Consider the following 20828-nt stretch of genomic DNA (forward strand, 5'->3'; position numbering starts at 1 on the left):
GTATCTGAAGTATAATAAAAGTTCCATTTGCATAATGATTGTAAATGGAACTTTTTTCCGTGTAATTTAGCGGAGCAAACTCCCAGTCAAACTTGCCAAAACTTCGCCATGCATGGTAATATTATTAGTTATAGTCATCTAATTTAAGATGATCTGAAGTTAGGTAATATTCTGTGGGCTACCTAATATAAGTAGATTAGTAAAGTTGGAGGATTATTTTCTATGAATATAGCATTTTTTTTGATTCCAAAAAGCGAAGTAGTTTATTTGCCGGATAATAGTACTATGCGGCAAACCCTTGAAAAAATGGAATATCACCGTTATACAGCTGTTCCTCTCATTGATGAGCATGGTAAATATGCTGGGACAATTACCGAAGGTGATTTATTATGGAAAATGAAAAATACACCAGGATTAACCTTTGCTGATACTGAGCGGGTTATGATAAAAGAAATTCCCTTACGGATGATAAACACTCCAGTGCGAGTAAATGCAGAGATGGAAGGATTACTTTGTTTGGCTATCGCTCAGAACTTTGTTCCGGTGGTGGATGATAGTGGGATCTTTATCGGAATCATTCGTCGTAGTGAGATTATTGAGTATTTTGCTAAAAAATCCTGTGATGTAAATTATTAGAGAAGAGTTGTAGAATAGCAAGTAAGATATAAAGTAAAGAAAGCGGATGCCTTTTTGAAGTGCACCCCCAAAGTTAATTCAGTATATCATACTGTCTAACTTTGGGGGTGCACTTTATTTTTGGCATTCACATTCTTTATTTAGGTAGGTATACATTTTTCTATAAGCTTCTCGGTAAATCCCTATCGTCAGCCAAACGGCACTATGCAGCATTTTCTAAAGTTTGAGTTTAAGTTGATATGAGACTTCCTGCCAAGAGGATAGAGATGAATGATATGTTCTCTCAACAAATTTAACCGATCCATCATGTCCTACTAGTAATATGGTAGAAGAGCGTGTCCCATATTCCGGACCTTCAATAAATATTGAAGATAAGGTACGCTCCCATTCTAAGCTAACACCTGTATTGGGTAAAGTATCATCCGGTGTTTTTTCACGATTGGTCAAAATATCCCATAAATCAGTTTCAGAAACAGTGTCTTCAGTAAGGCATTGTGCCAACTGCTGGCGACCTTTTGAAAGTTTGGGCCAAGGCGTGTTCAGAAGATGATTGCAAAGACCGTGAACTCCAGGCGTAACCCGTTGTATTTGTCCTTGTTGGTTGCTGTAATACCATAAAGATTGTAGATCACCAACAAGTAAATTAAAGCCGTTATATTGCTTAGCTTGTTTTTCGATCTTTTTTAGGTATTCATGTGGTGGTTGTTGACTGTGAAGAAAGTCGGCAACTAAATGGCCTCGTGACAAAGCCTCGTCAGAATGACGTTGAGGGTCGCGATAATTAGTTAAGGCAGCAAAATGTCCATGAACAGTTATACCCATCCAAGTTCCCAGTTCCTTTAGATCCCTGCCAGCTAGAATATGAGGATGATCAGACCAATATTGGGCTGGTGCACTGGGACGAGCATAATATTCATCACGGTTGGCAGCCACAATTAAAGGATAGTTAGGATGATGCTGGTAAGCGAATAAAATTAAACACATAACACGTTATCACCTCTCTTAGCCTGATGGTTTCTATAGGAGATCTGCTATTACCTGCTAAATACTCTAAATAGGATAATTTTAGACAAAAATTTAAGAAAGCGTAATTGATTATGAAAGAATGATCTCCAAAAACTTTCTATGAGATATATGTTTTATGAGTAAAAATGTTTTTTAAACTATATGGGGAATACTGATGTTACAAGGAGGTATGATGATGAAAAAACAAACGGTAATATTTGATTTTGATGGAGTTATTAACAGCTATACAAGTCGTTGGCAAGGTGCTGGTGTAATTCCTGACCCTCCAGTACCGGGTATCAAGGAGGCCATTACTGAAATACGTAAGCATTATCGTGTAGTTGTTGTTTCTTCAAGGTGTTATCAGCCTGGAGGAATTGAAGGAATCAAAACATGGTTAAAAAAATACGATATAACAGTGGATGACGTAACTGATGAAAAACCCCCTGCAGTTGTTATTGTTGATGACCGAGCCATTACCTTTGATGGTAATACAGAAGGATTATTAGATAAGATTAAAAGTTTTAAACCGTGGAATAAAAAATCCTAGCTTAATAAATAATGAGGAAGTTTAATGGTTTCCAAAGGTCAACAAGGCATATCTGCTATTTATGAAACCCAGCTCTCTTTATGAGAACTGGGTTTCGTTGTCATATTTTTATGATTATTATAATTCCTATCCGTTTACTTAATTAGTACCTAACGTAAGCTTTAACTAGGACTATTGGCATATGGGATAAGCAGAGAAATAATTTAAAATTTGGCAAAATATTGACATATTGAAAAGGAGTTTATATTATTTTGTCGAAATTTAGCTGTATAGCTTAGTAATTGTATTGATATCCTTAAAACATCAGGACAAAAGTCCCGTAGTGTCTAAGCAATAATAACATATCGGCTGGTGGATGTAAGCTTATATTTAGGGATGGGAGCCTTTATAGTAAGCTACTTTTTATCTTTAGCAATAATGTCTTTTGCAAAAAATATGATACAAGGGGGATTATTTATGAACTTGACCGTAGGGAAGAAAATAACAGGAGGCTTTCTCGTCGTTTTGACTCTCGTTATTCTGATGAGTGGGTTTACATACTGGAAAATTGGTGAGATAACGTCATCTTATCAAGAGTTTAGTAAAGTAAATATTGAAAAAATGGAAATGGTGCAGGGGGCTGCTTCAGATATTGCAAATGAAGCCGTTGTCATGCGCCGATTTAATTTTACCGGGGACCCCAATGATATTAAAGTTTATAATGACTACAAAACAAAAGCCAATGAGCGGATAACTTGGCTGGAAAAAAGTCTTCATACCGAGAAATCCAATCAGTTTTTGATAACTATTAAAAAAGAAAAAGCAGCTTATGAAGAAATTGCAGAAAAATCTATGGCTGCTAAACAAGGAAATAAACTAGATGAAGTGGCTACCTATATGTCCCAAGCTGGAAAGCCTTATAAAGCTACGATGAGCGCTACCGAAGAGCTAGTTAGCTCCACTAAAGATTATGTAAAGCAAGAGCAAGAAAAATATGCAGAGGATGCGACACGTTCACGGATTATCCTCGTTGTGGTTAATATCGTTGTAATTATTATGTCGATGATCATTGCTTTTTTAGTTTCCCGCAGTATTTCACGCCCAGTGGGTGAGGTTGCCGAAGCTGCCAGTAAAATAGCCAATGGCGACTTGTCGATTGAAAATATTAGCTATCAGTCGAGTGATGAAATTGGACAACTCGCTATGGCCTTTAACCAAATGCTTTCTAACCTTAGGGCGATTATTCGTCAAGTATCGGTTTCCGCAGAACAAGTCGCGGCATCTTCCGAAGAATTAACTGCGAGTGCAGAGCAATCAGCGCAAGCCGCTACACAAGTAGCGATGACAATTATTGAAGTTGCAGAAGATACAGAGAAGCAACGCCAGAATATCAGTGAGACTGTAACGACTACGGATAAGATGGCAACTAGCATTCAACAGGTTGCAGGCAATGCAGTTAATTCTATGAACATAAGTGATCAAGCTGCCGATGCCGCGCAAAAGGGGAGGCGTGCTATTGAGGCAGCTGTTAAACAAATGGGTACAATTGATAGAAAAGTGGGCGAGTCTTCAGGAGTGATCACTAACCTTGGTGAGCGTTCAAAAGAGATCGGGCAAATTGTTGATGCTATTTCCAATATAGCAGGTCAAACCAACTTGTTGGCTCTAAATGCTGCAATTGAAGCTGCTCGGGCAGGAGAACAAGGTAAGGGTTTTGCTGTGGTAGCGGATGAAGTCAGAAAACTAGCGGAACAGTCTCAAGAAGCAGCAAAACAGATTGCCACTTTGATTAGTGAAATTCAAGAAGAAACTGACAAAGCAGTTAACGCAATGGAGGAAGGAACTCGTGAGGTAAGTACGGGTATCAATGTAGTAAATGTTGCTGGGACATCATTTGCGGAGATTTCTACGCTAATTGGCCAAGTATCGGATCAAAGTAAAGGTATTTCTAGTTCCATTCAGCAGATGGTCAATGATAGCCAAGAAGTCGGTGTTTATATCCAAAAGGTTGATCAAATTAGTAATGATATAAGTGGGCAAACGCAAACTGTTTCTGCAGCTACGGAGGAACAATCTGCTTCTATGCAAGAAATTGCTTCTTCCAGTCAAGCACTGGCACATATGGCCGTAGAGTTGCAAGAAGTTGTTGCAAAGTTTAAGTTCTAACATAACTAACTGTAAAAGTGTGAAGAAATTTTACATTATAGTGCGCTGAAAAATCAAAAGGACTCAGCCAGCAGATATTGCTGGCTGAGTCCTTTAATTGGCGATTAGGTCTGATTAATCATTGGATATAGTACAAAGATGATATTTGTGTATACTGAGTGTTGACAATGGTGGAATGGTGTGGTAATTTATGTATATATTATAGTTGATAAGTGTAAACCGTTGATAGGGAGATAAAATCATTTACGCGCTTACAGAGAGTCGAGAGAGGCTGGAATCTTGGCAGAAATGCGGATTGATAAATGGACCCTTGAGGGTGAGGTGAAAAGTCTCAGACTTAGTAGCTTGCAACGTGTGCTCACGTTATAGGGCGAAGAATGTGATGGCATTCGGATTAAAGTGGCCAAATGTTATGTTTGGCAAACAAGGTGGTACCGCAGGTTAAACACCTGTCCTTATATAAGGACAGGTGTTTTTTGTGTATTCAAGTAGATAGGAGGGAAATAAATGAAGATTAAACTTCTTATGGGAAATGAGGCAATTGCACAAGGAGCCATACGAGCAGGGGTAAAAGTAGTATCTGGATATCCAGGAACACCTTCAACTGAAGTATTGGAGGCGATTGCAAGGGATAATAAAAAAGACATATATGTAGAATGGTCTGTAAATGAAAAGGTAGCATTAGAGGTAGCTGCAGGAGCTGCGTATACGGGAGCAAGATCCTTGGTAACGATGAAACAAGTGGGGTTGAATGTAGCAAGTGATCCGTTGATGAGTTTAGCCTACATCGGAGTAAAAGGTGGAATGGTGATTCTAGTTGCAGATGACCCTGGCCCTATATCATCCCAAACTGAACAAGATACAAGACATTTCGCACGCTTTGCCCACCTGCCAATATTTGATCCTTCAACACCTGAGGAAGCGTATGACATGATAGGAGAGGCTTTTGCGCTTTCTGAAAAGTTTAGTACACCAGTACTCTTTCGACCAACGACTCAGGTCTGCCATGCTTGCGCTAGTGTTGAAATCAAAGAAGCGATAGAAATAAAGGAGATTGAAGGATTTATAAAAGATCCTAAATGGGTGATATTTCCTAAATTATCTTATCAAAATCATATAAAAATTATTGAGAATGAAACCAAAATTAGCGAAGATTTTTCTAAATCAATATATAACCAAATCATAGGAGCCGGAACGAAAGGAATCGTGGCGTGTGGTGCTTCATTTCTCCCTGCAGCAGAAATTTTAGAATACTTACCTAACGATGTAAGGTTAATGAAGATTTCAACACCTCACCCTTTTCCAGAAAAGCTTGCCTTTGAATTTTTAAAGAACCTAGATGAAGTACTAGTAATAGAAGAGTTAGATCCTGTAGTGGAAGAAAATTTACTTCGCATGTGTGGCAAGATGGGGCTCAAGATCCATATAAAAGGTAAATTAACAGGCGACTTACCCATAGCAGGAAAGTATAGCTATGAAATAGTGAGGACTGCAATTTACCGGTTCTTAGGAGAAAAATTGCCTTTAGATAACCAAGCAGAACTTTTACAAATTCCCATCAGGCCTCCTGTACTTTGTGCGGGTTGCCCTCATAGAGCTTCCTTCTATAGTGTAAAGATGGCGATGAAAAAAGCGAAACAAAGGGCTGTTTTTACAGGAGATATTGGTTGCTATACATTAGGGAATGCCAAACCCCTCGATATGGTAGATACCTGTCTTTGTATGGGAGCTGGCATTACCATAGCTCAAGGCTTACAAAGAGTAGAAGATGATTCGAAAAAGATTGCTTTTATTGGAGATTCTACTTTCTTTCATACTGGAATTTCTGGAATTCTTAATGCAGTATACAATGAAACCGATATTACCGTGATTATTTTGGATAATAGTACAACGGCAATGACAGGTCACCAGCCACATCCTGGCACTGGGAAGACAATGATGGGGAATCTAGCGGAAAAGATCAGTATTGAAAACGTGCTTAGAGGATGTGGCGTTGGTTTTATCAAAAAATCCAATCCATTAAACTATGAGGATGCGATGGACGCAGTCACACAGGCAGTTAATTATAAAGGTGTTTCTGCTGTAATTTTTGAGTCACCTTGTATAGCTGTGATTAAACCAAAAACGATCAGCCATATCAAAGAAAACTGTATTGGGTGTAAAAAGTGTTTGAAGGAAATTGGATGCCCTGCAATGAGTATTAAAGAAAGGAAAGTTAGCATTCAGCCACACTTATGCTATGGATGTGGGCTATGCAGAAACATCTGTCCTGTAAATGCAATTGGAGGTGAAAAGGAATGAAAGTAGATTGTTTATTAGCAGGTGTTGGTGGTCAAGGAACTGTTTTGGCATCGAAAATAATCGCACAAACGGCGATGAATAGTCAAAGCTTTGTAAGAACTTCAGAGACCATTGGAATGGCGCAACGGGGCGGGTGTGTTGTAAGTCATGTTCGCACGGATGCTAAGCATTGTTCTTCAGCCATTCCAAAAGGTATGGCTGATTTAATCATAGGTTTCGAACCAGCCGAAGTGGTCAGGAATATGGAATTTTTAAAACCAAAGGGACGGATTCTAGTCAATATTAATCCAATTATACCTGTCACAGCATCCCTAGAAGAGGTAAGTTATAAAGTGGAAGATATCGTAAAATTTTTAAGAGATATAAGAAACCAAGTGGTATTTGTTGACGGACGAAAGCTTTGTCAGATAGCAGGATCACCAAAGGTATTAAATGTGATAATGCTTGGAGTTGCAATAAAAGAACAATTGCTTCCTTTCTCAAAAGAGGAGATGTTACATACCATACAAGAAATCTTGCCACAAAAACTTATAGAACAAAATAAAACAGCACTTGAAGTGGGATATTGTTTTGAAAAATATCATCATGATAAGGAGGCTTTGTAATGAACAAAGTACAGTTTTTAGAATTTAAGAAATTACTGAGAAAAGCAGAGCAAGAAAGTTCTTTATATAAAAATAAGTTTAAAGAAGCAAGTTTTGTGATAGAGGATGTTCAATCATCGGAGGATATTTCGAAAATACCATTTACAACAAAAGCAGACTTAAGAGGTGCTTATCCACTCAATTTGCAAGCTGTTTCTGATGAACAAATAGTTAGAATTCATTCCTCTTCAGGGACAACAGGAACACCTGTAATCATTCCATATACAGCGCAGGATCTAGAAGACTGGGCAAATATGATGAAAAGATGTATGGAAGTAGCAGGCGTGATTAAAACAGATCGAGTCCAAATTACACCTGGCTATGGATTGTGGACCGCTGGTATTGGATTTCAAGCAGGCGTAGAAAAGCTAGGGGCTATGGCTGTTCCTATGGGCCCGGGCAATACAGAGAAACAATTGCAAATGATGATGGATTTAAAATCTACTACAATTATAGCTACTTCGTCTTATGCACTTTTACTAGCCGAAGAAATTCGTAAAAGGGGGCTAAAGGAAAATATTCATTTGACAAAAGCCATTCTCGGTTCCGAACGCTGGGGAGATAAAATGAGAGAGCGAATTAAAGAAGAATTGGGTGTAGAGTTATATGATATTTATGGGCTTACCGAGATTTACGGCCCCGGGATATCAATAAGTTGTGGATGTAACAGTGGACTTCATTATTGGGATGATTACTTTTATTTTGAGATTATTGACTCCCATACGGGGGAAAATGTTAAGGATGGAGAATTCGGGGAACTTGTCATTACAACATTGAAAAAGGAAGGTGCTCCTTTAATCAGATACAGGACTCGAGATATTACGCGATTAATAACAGGGGAATGTAACTGTGGTTTAAGATATCCTAGACATGCTCCCATTGTGGGAAGAACAGATGATATGATTAAGATTAAAGGGGTCAATATATACCCGGGGCAAATTGAAGATGTTCTAAAAACAATCGATGGAACAAGCAGTGAATATCAAATTGTACTTGATCGAAATGACGCAAAAGATAGTATGCTGCTCCGATTTGAAAAGCAAAAAGGTCATGACAAAGCAAGTTTGGAGTTAGCGGTCAAAAAGCATTTTAAAACTAAGATTGGTATCATTATAAATACACAAGCTCTTGGAATTGGGGAACTGCCAAGAAGCGAAAAGAAAACAGTGAGGGTTGTCGACAATCGATATTAAATAAGGCACAAGTATTAAATTCAAAACTAATTAGTGAGAAAAAATATGGGTCATAGTGGTTTCTTTTTCGTTTAATCCAGATATATAGTTGTAGTTTACCCATAAAGTGGTACAATTATGATAGATAAAAATGTTTCCTCTTACATGAATGATTACTACAAAAAATAATATAGATTAAGCAGTAGATAAATTAATGATGTCTATTAATAAACTTAATTAATAGAAGAAATTAAAAGAGGAGAGATAAGAATGGAAAAACCAGTAATTTCTCAGAAATCACCTATTGCTGTTGATGTTAAGAAGGGTGAAACCTACTATTGGTGTAAATGTGGCAAAAGCTCTAATCAACCATTTTGTGATGGGGCACATAAAGGCACTTCATTTGAGCCATTAGCATTTACTGCTGAAAAAAATGAAACCGTTTATCTCTGTGCCTGTAAGCATACTAAAACACCTCCATTTTGTGATGGAACACATGATAGTCTTTAATAGAGTATAGATAAAGTGTCAGCCAACAGCTATTAAGAAAATGTTGGTTGGCATTTTTTTCACTGGAGTGTAATTAGAATAAGCTGAACTATAACATACTATTAATGGATGCGACATTGCTGTAGAAGCTGATAAATAGAGTTTGGGAGGTACATTAATTATGAGTAATATCCGGACAATTCGCAGAATTGTAACAGGAGAAAAAGCAATAGATGGTGCTGGTGTTAAGCTAGTAAGAGTTTTTGGTCATGATGATGTTAAAGAGTTTGATCCATTTTTAATGTTAGATGCTTTTGATTCTGTCAATCCTGATGATTATATCAAAGGATTTCCTTGGCACCCTCACCGCGGAATAGAAACCATTACCTATCTTATAAATGGAGATATAGAGCACGGAGATAGTCTAGGGAATAAAGGGAGTATTTTGGATGGAGACTGTCAGTGGATGACTGCAGGATCCGGGATTATTCATCAAGAAATGCCAAAATCGAGTGAGCGGATGCTGGGAGCTCAGATATGGCTCAATCTTTCTTCTAAGGATAAAATGGTTGCACCTAAGTATAGAGATATCCTAAAGAAGAACATCCCTATTATTGATGAGGATGATTATAAGATACGTATAATTTCTGGAAAGTATAAAGAAATATCGGGTGCTATCCAAGGTGATTACGTCAAACCCTTATACTTTGATGTAGAAGTAAAGGCAAATTGTGAATGGTCTTTCCAGACGGAAGTAGATTCCACATTATTTGTATATATTCTCCAAGGAGGAGGCTGCTTTAGTCCAGATAATGAGGAGTTGATTTCGGAGAAACATGCGGTACTATTTAATGAAGGGGATACCTTTTGGGTAAAAGCTTCAAGTGCTGGTATAAGATTTTTATTCTTAGCAGGGAAACCCCTTAAGGAGCCGATTGCATGGGGCGGGCCCATCGTTATGAATACAAAAGAAGAATTGAATCAAGCTTTTAAAGACTTAGAGGAAAATAAATTTATCCGTTAATCATATCTCTCTTAATTAGTATAAGAGGCTTGTTAGATGGAGAAGGGCAGTTAGGTGTAGTCTAACTGTCCTTTTTTATACATATAGTTTCTCGAAGAAACAGTTGCATAATGCAATTAATAATAGTAAAATAATACTAGGAGGTGGTTGTATGAATTTTGTTGATTCAAGTCAACGTCTTAGAGAAATGACCCGATTATTAATCCGCAAACTTGGATTTTTAGAGCGTGATGGGGCAATATGTTGTGGAATTACATTAACCCAATGTCATGCAATGATTGAAACCGGTAGAAAAGAGCAAATATCTGTCAACGAATTGGCTGAATTACTTAATCTAGATAAAAGTACAGTAAGTAGAACCGTAGATCAGCTTGTGAATAATGGTATCATGCTGCGGGAAGCTGATCAAGAAGATCGGCGTTTCGTCAAGTTAAAGCTTACTGGCAAAGGGGAAGAATTGTTTAAAAACATTGAGCAACGGATGGAAGTATATTTTTCCGAAATTTTAAATGCTGTCCCTGAAGGAAAGCGTGAGCAGGTAATCGAGAGTTTGCAAATTTTTGTAGATGCTCTAAAAGATACGAAATGTTGTTAAAAAACTGAAAGTATGATTAGAGTAAATAGTAAATTGATGACGCTTTTTTTATAAAGAAATAATTAGGAGGTTTATTTATGACACAGGATATTAGGGAAAATGTAAGAAAAAAATATGCCCAGGCCATTACAAATAAGCTTAATTGCTGTGGAACTTCTACCTCTGAAAATCCGGTAACTGGAAAACTATATGAAAAAAATGACGTGGAAGGATTGTCAGAAGATATTGTAAAGGCATCCTTTGGCTGTGGCAATCCAACGGCTCTTGCCGAGCTGTATCCTGGAGAAGTTGTTCTTGATCTAGGCAGCGGGGCTGGCCTTGACGTACTCCTCTCAGCAAAGCGGGTTGGACCTTATGGAAAGGCATATGGCCTAGATATGACCGATGAAATGTTAGCTGTTGCGAAGAAAAATCAAGTTTCTTCTAATATTTTAAATGCCGAGTTCTTAAAAGGGCACATTGAAGCCATTCCATTAGGGGATAATACGATAGATGTAATTATCTCCAATTGTGTGATTAACCTTTCTACTGATAAAGATCGGGTATTACAGGAAGGATATCGTGTGCTAAAACCTGGCGGCAGATTTGCTATATCGGATATTGTAGTAACCCGCCAACTACCAGTAAGTGTGCAGAAAAGTATAACTGCTTGGGCCGGATGTATTGCTGGGGCATTACTTGAGGAAGAATACCAAGAGAAACTAACTGCAGCAGGCTTTTCAAATATAGAAATCGTAAGAACTCGAACTTATGATTTTAGTGATGAGCATGGAGCAGCTTTTTTACCTGAACTCTCCCAAGTAGAAAGAGAAGAGTTAAAGGGAGCTTTAGTCAGCGCCTTTATTCGCGCTAAAAAACCTGTAAAGATTTTTAATGAAGGCAGTGATTATTCAATCCGCATTGCTAAAGATACAGATTTGCCTGCCATCCATAAACTTCTACTTGAAAATGGGCTAACAAGCTCTGGGGTAGAAGAAAACCTAGCCAATTTTCTGGTAGCTGTTCAAAAAGAGGTGATAGGTGTAATCGGACTTGAATTTGCTGGAACTAACGTCATGTTACGATCCATGGCGATTCGTCAAGAATTTCGCAAACATAAAATTGCAACTGCTTTAGTTGAGCACTCATTATCCATAGCACGTCAAGCAGGGATTCAAGAAATATATCTTTTAACGCAGACAGTAGAAAAGTTCGCGGCACGCTGGGGCTTTTCTAAGATAGAACGTTCAGAAATACCTGCTGATCTCATGCAAAGTTCGGCATTGGATGGTTGCTGCCCCGCTTCAAGTAGTTGTATGAAGTTAAAGTTATAATAGGTTGGCGTCGTAGAAACCATTACCTTGAATGACTCAAGAAAAACGTTCAGATGAGTCTTGCTGAGTTCCAGAAATAAGAGTGAAGATGATTCTTTCTGGCAATTATACGCTGGAAGTGGTATGATTCGATGATGTGCATAGTTCCCTTACTTGGTACTTCCTTTAAATTGAACGAAAGTAGGATATGACAAAGATGAAATTCGCTATAGCTGAGAAATCCCACGAAAAATACCTAAATGATGTTGTGAGAGAAATTAGTCAAGACTGTCTGTGGAGGAATAGGCTGCTCCAAGGGCAATATAATGAGCAATTCTTAATAACATACAAGGAACTAGACGAACTTCCTTGCTCTTTATGGACTATCTTTTCCCAATATGGTTTAGAGTTTTTGGTTTCGAAAATTCAAGATTGTCCCGAAAAATTTGAAGAAGGATTCACTATTTTCAAATTTGAAGCGAAGGGATTCTCCCATTTAGTAAGCTATTCAGGTAACGATAGCACAGACTAAATAATACATATAAATTAAAGTCAAAGTGAGCTCCTCATAAAAGGAGCGTTCTTAGATCGCGGAAGCGCAAGTGTAGAAGAGATAGGCAAATTTGCCTGTCTCTTTTTATTTTGAATAATAAAATGGAAATTTTAATTGACAAAAGTCACTGTATATTCTATTATTAGTTTGAATATCAAACAATATTTATATCAAATATTCAGAGAGTCGAAGGAGTTAGGAAATATGAATACATTAGACGAATTAACACATGAGTTGTTTACTTTTTATAATGGTTTTTCGTCATGGGAGAACTCGGTGATAAAAACTAGCGATTTGACCGTGTCCGAGGCCCACGCAATTGAAATATTAGGTACATACGGTCAAATGAAGATGAAAACCCTTGCTCAGCACTTAGGTGTAACGACAGGGACGACAACCGTTACCGTTGATCGATTAGAAAAAAAAGAGTATGCCAAGCGGGAGTCTGTCAAGGAAGATCGGCGTGTCCACCTTATAACGTTAACAGAAAAAGGTTTGCATGCTTTTTCTGAACACCATCAATATCATTTCAATTTAACAGAGCAAATACTCGCCGCTCTTTCCAGTGAAGAAAATGAGCAATTGATCAAAATCCTTAAGAAAATTAATGAGGAGGCGTTCTAGACATGAGGAGCGAGGAAAAGTTGCTAATGAAAAAAGAAGCAATTAGCGCAGATAAAATAGAAAATGAATCTAACTGCATGGAACATGGGGAAGGAAGTCATACACAGGACGTTATAAGAATCGCTGCTACATCGATTTTGTTACTTGGCTATTGGCTAGAGTGGCTGCCCAATATTCTAGGGGTTAATACAGCTTTACTTGCAGCAATCATTGGGGGATTACCAATTATCAAAGAAGCAGTTAGCGCAATTTATCGCCGTGGTGATACCAAGGTGGGTTTATTAGTAAGTATTGCGATTATTGCTTCCATTGCCATTGGGGAATATTTTGCCGCTGCTGAAGTTGCACTAATCATGACGATAGGCGAAATGTTGGAACATATTACCTTAGAAAAATCAAATACTGCATTAAAAAAACTGGCAGACTTAGCTCCCTTAAAAGCCCGCATTTTAGAAGGTGGCAGCGAACGAGAAATTGCTGCCGAATTAGTAAAAGTGGGAGACATCTTATTAGTAAAGCCAGGAGAAAAAATTCCCGTGGATGGCATGGTAACAGCTGGTCATGCGACGGTTGATCAAGCAACAATAACTGGAGAATCAATTCCAGTTGAATGTCATAGTGGTGTGAATGTTTTTGGTGGAACGATCGTGGCAATGGGGAGTATTGAAATTGTTGCAACGAAGGTTGGTCAAGATACAGCGTTAGGTCATATTATTAAAATGGTTAAAGAGGCGCAAGCAAGTAAGGCGCCTAGTGCTCGAATTATTGATACCTGGGCAAATTGGTTTGTACCATTAAGTCTTGCGATTGCAGTGTTGGTTTATCTAGTGACAGGGGATATTGTAAGAGGAGTCACTATTTTAATTGTTTTTTGCCCTTGTGCTATGCTGCTAAGTACTCCTACCGCTGTAGCGGCCGCTATTGGAGCTGCTGCTCGCCGTGGTATTTTGATCAAGGGAGGCGAAATATTAGAGAGGGTAGGCTCCTTAGATACGGTTGTATTTGATAAAACAGGCACGATCACCTTGGGCAAGCCTTTTTTGAAAGACATTCGCTGTTACAATGGATGGCAAAGAAATCAATTACTAGCGATTGCAGCCGGCATTGAAAAACGTTCTGAGCATCATTTAGCAAAAGCAATTATACAAGAGGCAGAACAAGAAGGAGTTTCATTTATTGAACCGATGATTTGGGAACCTGTCATTGGGCAAGGTATAGTAGCAAAAAAAGATGATGAAATTTTCTTGTTAGGTAACCAATGGCTAATAAAAAATCAAGATATTATGCTAACAAGGGAACAAGAAGAATACTGCATTAAAAATCAAGGGGCGGGAGCGACAGTCGTTTTTATTGCAGTGAATGGTGATGTTGTAGGGATCATTACCATTCAAGATCCTATACGTGAAGGAGCTAAAGAAGCAATCGAGGCATTACAGCGTGAACAAATTAAGAAAGTAGTGCTGTTGACTGGTGATTCGACAGCAGTGGGAAATGCAGTAGGAGCGGAAGTGAATATTCCCATCATACATGGGGACTTATTACCTGATGACAAAGTAAAATATGTTGAAACCTATCAACGAGAAGGTTTCAAGGTGGCAATGCTCGGCGACGGAATCAATGATGCTCCTGCCTTGGCTAAAGCAGATATCGGCATTGCTATGGGGTATTCTGGAACAGATATAGCGATTGAGGCGGCAGATATTGTTTTATTATCTGATGACTTGAATAAGATATCTGAAACAATACAGAAAAGTCGAAAAGCCATTCGTACCATTTGGCAAAATATTGTAGTCGCTAATGTCATTAATTTTGCTGCAATTATATTGGCCGCTTTAGGATTATTAGGACCTGTTGCCGCTGCCATTGTGCATAATGTAGGAGCAATCTTAGTTGTATTGAATTCCGCACGTTTATTGCGTCACGAATGATATCCTAATGTAAAAAAATAGCAGAAACCTCAAAATAAGCCTTGTTTAGATAAATTGTAGATTTATCTAAACAAGGCTTTGTTTTGTTCCGGAATCAGAAAGTATAACACTTTCTTGATTCCAAGTAAGAACGACTAAGGCTTCTGCCTGCGTCCGAGGACTTGGCAGAAACCAAGTCTTTTCTTATAACCACGGCTAAAATAAAAAAACAACTACCAGTTGTGAGCATTCGATAAAAAAGGAAAATTTGTAGCATAATAAAAATCATTACACTTATCCTTTGTATTAGATATGACACTGGCGCGAAGACTAATATAAACTTTACTAGAAAGGGTTGTTATCGTTTGAAGCGTATTTACAAGATACTATATGTAATAGTAGGAGTAAGTATTATTTTATATTTTATAAGTTCTCTCTATATCTACTATCAAGAAAAACCTGAGACGGATGTGCTACTCCAGTCTTTGCCTGTAGTACAAAAACAGACCCGTTTATTAGTGGTTGCCCCTCATTGTGATGATGAAACACTTGGCTGTGCTGGTGTTATCCATGATGTCATTGAAGCGGGTGGGCAAGTCATGGTTGTTTTCATGACAAATGGTGATGGATTTACTGTTGCAACAGAAGAACAGTTCCACCGATTGTTCCTTACTAATGAAGACTATGTGAATTCTGGGTATGCTCGTCAGAAAGAAACATTACATGCACTGCATTTACTGGATGTACCAGAAAAACAAATTGCTTTTCTCGGGTTTCCTGATCGTGGCCTTAGAGCAATATGGTCGGATTACTGGAATAACAGCCAGCCTTATCAATCTCGTTATACTGGAAGTGATCATTCACCCTATACTACAAGTTATCAGCAGAATGCTCCTTATACTGGAGAAACTGTTTTAAATAATCTAGAACAAATAATGCATACGTTCCAACCTAATCTTATCCTAGCGCCACATCCAGCAGATGAGCATCCTGATCATGCATCAACTTGGGCCTTTGTTGTTGCTGCTTTTATGAAACTTAGCAAGGGTGGATTAGAACCGGGAGTTAATTTATATACTTACTTAATCCATCGTGGGGATTTTCCAATACCTCATGGTTATAAAACGGATGCTTTGCTGTCACCGCCAAAACCATTATACCAAACACAGCCGAGTAGCTGGCTCCAATATCCAATAAAATCGGATATGGAAGCACTGAAAGAGCAGTCCATTAAAGAATATGTCAGTCAAATTCGAGTTCCGATTATGTCGAGCTTATTATATAGCTTTATTCGCAAGAATGAATTGTTTGAAGAAGTACATTTTCCTTTAATAACACAGATGCCGCTAGATGTAGATTTACGGAATCTTGAAACTTGGTCTGATCAGGAGCCAATTTTAGTCAATCCTTTGGGCGTAAATTTAGTTGGTGCTTTGGAGCCTAGAGGGAAAATAACAAGCATTTCTAGTTGTATACAAGACAACAGGATTTGGATGCGTTTTCATATACCGGGATTTTCAAAAAAAAGAAATCAATATAATGTATCAATTGTGACTTTTAGTCGTACGGATAATCAAATGGATAGAGAGATGCAAGTAGTTTATTTTAGTAAGGCCAATACAAACTTATCTCCAGATAATATTGTGCGGTACCCAGATGATGTTATCATTAAGATTTCTTCACCTCCAACCAAATTGGATAATTTCTTTTTTATTCGTGCTGAAACGAAAAACCAATTTGGAATCATGTTTAACCATACCGTGTGGCAACCAGCCGTTCTTACGAGATTTTAGTATTTTACGTAGAAGTGAATGGTCCTAATAAGCATTATTCTGTGGCTTTAGGAATGAAAAATAAGGATGGTAATAAGAAGTAATGCCTTTCGCAATTGCGTCTGCGAGCTTTCTTTGGTGTTCTGGTGTCTGTAATAGGGAACGTTCTACTTTATTGGTAATATATCCAACTTCGATGAGTGCAGCAGGAATCTTATTGCGACGTAATACGAAATAGCGGGCAGGGCTGGCTGTTGGGGGAACCTTTACCACTTTGCCCAGCTCAGTTTGAATCGCATTGGATAATTCCTTGCTAGCCTCGGACTTCGCATAATAAAAAACCTCTGCACCTTGCCTACTTGCATTTGATACTGCGTTGGCATGAAGGCTTATAAATAAATCTGCATCTGATTCTTCGGCCATTTCTACGCGAGCAGTTAAATCACGATGGTAACGCCCTCTAACTTTTTCATTGTCGCACTCAGGGCTTAGGTCAATATCCGATTGACGAGATAGTACCACTTTAGCACCAGACTCGTTAAGTATATTTTTAAGTTGTAATGCTATGGCTAAATTAATATCTTTTTCTAGGACTCCTTGACGATTTGCACCGGGATCAATGCCGCCATGGCCAGCATCCACTACAATGATTTTTCCCGACAGTTTGTGCCCCATATTATCATGGGCGTATAAGGTGCTTATTAATAATAGGGTAGATACTACAAATAAAAAAAAATGACGTTTAGCGATGTATTGAATCTTCATAGTGTACACACCTCCTTCAAGTTACATATATGCAGTAAAGAGCCTTGCTAGTATGCATTGAGTACTTTAGAGATCAAATTTCTTGCCATAATTAGTGATAATGCTATGTAAGAAGTTATATGTAGGCAAGTTTTTTACTTATATATTTATAATTGTGGTGCAAACTAATAATGCATAGATTACACAAAAAAATGGAAAGGTTTTATTATTGCACATTTTATTGATGTGGTGGGTATTTCCTAAAGGCATCTATATATTAATAGCAGGAGGTCTCATGACGAATCACAAACTGACAATTCTTAAAATCACTATATTTTTTTTAGTAAGTCAAATTCTACTTATCATTGGATTGGCTGGCCAAGGACATTTTGACTATATACGAAGCATATTGGTAACTGCTAGTCTTTGGCTCTTATATACATTTTTAGAAGTTAGATATGAATTATTTATGAATCATTATGTTAGAGTAATAGTCGTAATTTCACTTTTATGCGACGGTTATGGCGGATATTATTTGAATTTGTATGCTACATCTGTAATTTTTGATAAAATTTTGCACGTTTTTGGATCCTATTCCTTTGCCTTATTTGCTTACATCTTAGTTGTTCAGTTGCTAAAATACCCTGTGACTCGGTCTTTTAAATTTATTTTGGTAGTGAGTTTGGGGCTTAGTATTGGAGCCTTTTATGAAATATTAGAATTTCTAACGGATACTATTTCGCATCCACCTTTACCTAGCCAGCCTAGTCTTCTAGATACAGATCTAGATTTGATTGGCGATCTGATTGGTGCAACGATTGCCGCATTTCATGCGACCTATAGAACCTTTATTAATATGAATTTTTAAATTTACTCACTATATTAATTAAGCCCTTCGGGCAGTTTTTTCAATGTTTCTTTTTAGGATTGAAATCTATTATGCATTTTAAAATTAAAGATGTCGGCCAATATCTAGAATAGAAGTTTTTTCGGAATAGTTGATAAGTAACAGCATGGGCTGTGGTAACTCATAAACGAGTTACCACAGCCCATTTCTATAGGGAGTACTGCATTATCTATTTTTCGAGTAAACATTTTTATATATTTTACTTTTCTTAATAAAAACTAAATATATGCCTGCGATACTGGTAATAAGAATAGTTTATTCGACAAAAAGGGAGGAAAAATCAATGAGTACTACATCATCTGTCACTTCCAGCACATCGACAACTACTAGCTCTAGCATAGCAAGTACTAGTAGCCTGGATTTTGACGAGTTTATTCAGCTTTTGGCCACAGAATTAAAATATCAGGATCCCGACGATCCAGTAAGCGGGACTGAGTATGTAACTCAGATGGCCCAAATCAGCTCACTATCGGCATTATCAACTATCAATAGTTCACTTAATAACTCTTCCGCATTTAGTATGATTGGAAAGGAAGCAACCTATTCTACCACCGACACATCTGGCAATACAGTGACGGGCTCAGGTACTGTGCAGTCGGTAACCATTTCTGGTAGCAACACCTATGTCAACGTTGGTGGCACAACGGTAGATCTTTCTGCTATTACAAAGGTGGCAGATTCCAGCACTACGTCCACTACTACGTCTTCAACGTAGCATAAAAATAATAAATAATAGTGGCTTTTAATCAGACCAAATCAGGGAGGAATCCACTATTTCCGAATGAGAGATGAAAAAATAATTTGGAGGTTTTTTTCTTATGGCTATGATGGTCGCATTAGGTTCCGCGGTATCGGGAATTAAAAGTGAACAGACCGCCCTTGATGTAATCGCTAATAATATCGCTAACGTTAACACCACAGGCTACAAATCACAGACGGTTTCCTTCAGTGATGTGTTGAGTCAGACGATAAGTTCTGCAACTGCTTCTACCGCAACGACTGGTGGCGTTAATGCTCAGCAACTTGGGTTGGGCGTCCAAATTGCCAGCACGGATACGGATATGACGGTAGGCAGCACTTCAGCAACTAGTAATAGTACTGATGTGGCTCTTACTGGCGAAGGCTACCTTATTGTATCGACGGGTACGGACGGCGAATATGAGTTTTCTAGAGCTGGCAATATGACTGTTGACGACTCAGGTAACCTAAATATAAATGGCTATGACGTTTGTGGGTGGGAGACATCATATACTCTTGATGCCGATGGTAAGAAAGTTTTCAATACAAATAGTACTGTCGAACCTATTAATCTTTACAGCGGCAGTAATAAGCTTATGGCTGCTGAGGCTACTACTTCTGCCGACCTTACTGGTAGCCTTGACTCTACATCTAAGGTAGTGACAGGTGCTACACTACAAAACATTGGCAGCACAGCGATTACGACCTGGGACGCAACAACGTCACTCGATGTTGTGGACGCACAAGGTAATACCACCCCGGTTACGCTCAATTGGAAAAAGTGTGCTACTGATGGCTCGACCACTAGCTGGTACTGGGAAGCCAGCGGTACAAATGCAACCATAAGCCCTTCGAGTGGCTATGTTGCTTTTGACGCAGAAGGTAATATGGTTACTTCTGTCACCCCCCTTACAGCGACACTTGATACCGCTACCAATACTGCTGGCTATAGTAACAATAATATTAGTGTCGGTACAGGACTGACAGCAGGTAGTTATACTGTCACTGTGGCAGATTCGACTACGACTACTGGGCAGTACGACATTACGTTGGTAGACGCAGACGGCAATACTACTACTACGACTTCTAAAGATGGCTCAGCTACTTTTAAAACCTCGTCGGGAACGGTTTCCTTAGCGGCACCGACGGCAATTACAACTGGTACGTCTACATTCACTGTTGCAAATGGTACCACTTTAACTTTTGATTCGACTCCGGCAATTGCTGTGAAATCCACGTCCGCCAACACCGATGCAGTTTCAGTGAAGCTGGACTTTTCCAAAATTAAGACCACGAGCAGCACGAACGCTACTCTGTCTGCTGATGCCGATGGATATGCGTCGGGAACATTAAAAAGTTATAGTATTTCATCAGATGGAATCATTACAGGTACATATAGTAACGGAGAAACACAAGCAATAGCACAAATTGCGTTGGCGGTTTTCGACAATCCGAGTGGGTTGACAAAAACTGGTGACAATCTCTATACCACGAGTTCCAGCTCTGGCGGTTATAATACTGTTGTCGCTGGTACAAACGGCACAGGTACGATGACATCCTACGCGTTGGAGCTGTCTAACGTGGATTTGTCGGCGCAATTCAGTGCAATGATGATCGCTCAACGAGCCTATCAGGCTAACACTAAGGTTGTTTCTACTGCTGATGATATGTTACAGGCTCTCCTCAGTATGAAAAATTAATAACGAACTTGATGTTATATCCGACTGAAA

General features: G+C 38.5%; 19 protein-coding genes and 1 other annotated feature. Of the genes, 17 read left to right on the plus strand and 2 right to left on the minus strand.

Annotated features, from left to right (window positions below):
- Positions 1-222 precede the first annotated feature (222 nt).
- The gene (locus tag QSJ81_RS19945; protein WP_285719096.1) at positions 223-636 is read left to right on the plus strand and encodes a CBS domain-containing protein; all 414 of its coding nucleotides are present in this window, start codon (positions 223-225) and stop codon (positions 634-636) included.
- A 216-nt stretch (positions 637-852) separates the two neighbouring features.
- Here the strand turns inward: QSJ81_RS19945 and QSJ81_RS19950 are convergent, their stop codons facing one another.
- The gene (locus QSJ81_RS19950) at positions 853-1620 is read right to left on the minus strand and encodes an NRDE family protein (RefSeq protein WP_285719097.1); all 768 of its coding nucleotides are present in this window, start codon (positions 1618-1620) and stop codon (positions 853-855) included.
- A 217-nt stretch (positions 1621-1837) separates the two neighbouring features.
- Here QSJ81_RS19950 and QSJ81_RS19955 point away from each other — a divergent pair, with 217 nt between their 5' ends.
- The 13 genes from QSJ81_RS19955 to QSJ81_RS20015 all read left to right on the plus strand — a co-directional run bounded on the left by QSJ81_RS19955 (position 1838) and on the right by QSJ81_RS20015 (position 16730).
- Positions 1838-2191: a hypothetical protein gene (locus tag QSJ81_RS19955; RefSeq protein WP_285719098.1), complete on the plus strand. Its 354-nt coding sequence runs from the start codon at positions 1838-1840 to the stop codon at positions 2189-2191.
- A 456-nt stretch (positions 2192-2647) separates the two neighbouring features.
- Complete coding sequence (locus QSJ81_RS19960) at positions 2648-4336, plus strand: HAMP domain-containing methyl-accepting chemotaxis protein (RefSeq protein WP_285719099.1); 1689 nt, start codon at positions 2648-2650, stop codon at positions 4334-4336.
- Between the two features lie 213 nt (positions 4337-4549).
- Positions 4550-4796 (plus strand) — a binding site (T-box leader).
- Positions 4797-4843: 47 nt separating this feature from the next.
- Entirely contained in the window at positions 4844-6637 is a 1794-nt protein-coding gene (iorA, locus tag QSJ81_RS19965; RefSeq protein ID WP_285719100.1) for an indolepyruvate ferredoxin oxidoreductase subunit alpha, read from the plus strand.
- Positions 6634-7242, plus strand: a complete 609-nt coding sequence (locus tag QSJ81_RS19970; RefSeq protein WP_285719101.1) for an indolepyruvate oxidoreductase subunit beta — start codon at positions 6634-6636, stop codon at positions 7240-7242. The genes iorA and QSJ81_RS19970 overlap by 4 nt, the downstream gene beginning before the upstream one ends.
- Positions 7242-8474: a phenylacetate--CoA ligase family protein gene (locus QSJ81_RS19975; protein ID WP_285719102.1), complete on the plus strand. Its 1233-nt coding sequence runs from the start codon at positions 7242-7244 to the stop codon at positions 8472-8474. The genes QSJ81_RS19970 and QSJ81_RS19975 overlap by 1 nt, the downstream gene beginning before the upstream one ends.
- A 249-nt stretch (positions 8475-8723) precedes the next feature.
- The gene (locus QSJ81_RS19980) at positions 8724-8963 is read left to right on the plus strand and encodes a CDGSH iron-sulfur domain-containing protein (RefSeq protein WP_285719103.1); all 240 of its coding nucleotides are present in this window, start codon (positions 8724-8726) and stop codon (positions 8961-8963) included.
- A gap of 160 nt (positions 8964-9123) precedes the next feature.
- A complete protein-coding gene (locus QSJ81_RS19985; RefSeq protein WP_285719104.1) occupies positions 9124-9966 on the plus strand; it encodes a pirin family protein in 843 nt (280 codons plus the stop codon).
- 151 nt (positions 9967-10117) lie between these two features.
- The gene (locus QSJ81_RS19990; protein ID WP_285719105.1) at positions 10118-10561 is read left to right on the plus strand and encodes a MarR family winged helix-turn-helix transcriptional regulator; all 444 of its coding nucleotides are present in this window, start codon (positions 10118-10120) and stop codon (positions 10559-10561) included.
- Positions 10562-10638: 77 nt separating this feature from the next.
- Positions 10639-11874 carry an arsenite methyltransferase gene (arsM, locus tag QSJ81_RS19995; protein ID WP_285719106.1) on the plus strand — a complete coding sequence of 412 codons (1236 nt, stop codon included), beginning with the start codon at positions 10639-10641 and terminating at the stop codon, positions 11872-11874.
- 196 nt (positions 11875-12070) lie between these two features.
- On the plus strand, positions 12071-12385 hold the full coding sequence (locus QSJ81_RS20000) for a hypothetical protein (protein ID WP_285719107.1): 315 nt from the start codon (positions 12071-12073) through the stop codon (positions 12383-12385).
- A gap of 225 nt (positions 12386-12610) precedes the next feature.
- Positions 12611-13030 carry a MarR family winged helix-turn-helix transcriptional regulator gene (locus QSJ81_RS20005; RefSeq protein ID WP_285719108.1) on the plus strand — a complete coding sequence of 140 codons (420 nt, stop codon included), beginning with the start codon at positions 12611-12613 and terminating at the stop codon, positions 13028-13030.
- A 2-nt stretch (positions 13031-13032) separates the two neighbouring features.
- Positions 13033-14958 (plus strand): heavy metal translocating P-type ATPase, encoded by a 1926-nt coding sequence (locus QSJ81_RS20010; protein WP_285719109.1) that lies wholly within the window; start codon positions 13033-13035, stop codon positions 14956-14958.
- Between the two features lie 344 nt (positions 14959-15302).
- Entirely contained in the window at positions 15303-16730 is a 1428-nt protein-coding gene (locus tag QSJ81_RS20015; protein WP_285719110.1) for a PIG-L deacetylase family protein, read from the plus strand.
- Between the two features lie 24 nt (positions 16731-16754).
- Here the strand turns inward: QSJ81_RS20015 and QSJ81_RS20020 are convergent, their stop codons facing one another.
- Positions 16755-17474, minus strand: coding sequence for an N-acetylmuramoyl-L-alanine amidase family protein (locus QSJ81_RS20020; RefSeq protein WP_285719111.1), 720 nt, complete (start codon positions 17472-17474; stop codon positions 16755-16757).
- Between the two features lie 274 nt (positions 17475-17748).
- On the opposite strand from QSJ81_RS20020, the gene QSJ81_RS20025 reads away from it, so the two are divergent.
- The 3 genes from QSJ81_RS20025 to QSJ81_RS20035 all read left to right on the plus strand — a co-directional run bounded on the left by QSJ81_RS20025 (position 17749) and on the right by QSJ81_RS20035 (position 20798).
- Positions 17749-18321, plus strand: a complete 573-nt coding sequence (locus QSJ81_RS20025; protein ID WP_285719112.1) for a DUF2238 domain-containing protein — start codon at positions 17749-17751, stop codon at positions 18319-18321.
- Between the two features lie 322 nt (positions 18322-18643).
- Positions 18644-19075 carry a flagellar hook capping FlgD N-terminal domain-containing protein gene (locus QSJ81_RS20030; protein ID WP_285719113.1) on the plus strand — a complete coding sequence of 144 codons (432 nt, stop codon included), beginning with the start codon at positions 18644-18646 and terminating at the stop codon, positions 19073-19075.
- Positions 19076-19178: 103 nt separating this feature from the next.
- Entirely contained in the window at positions 19179-20798 is a 1620-nt protein-coding gene (locus QSJ81_RS20035) for a flagellar hook protein FlgE (RefSeq protein WP_285719114.1), read from the plus strand.
- Positions 20799-20828 lie beyond the last annotated feature (30 nt).

Source organism: Pelosinus sp. IPA-1 (genome assembly GCF_030269905.1).
Lineage (GTDB): Bacteria > Bacillota > Negativicutes > DSM-13327 > DSM-13327 > Pelosinus.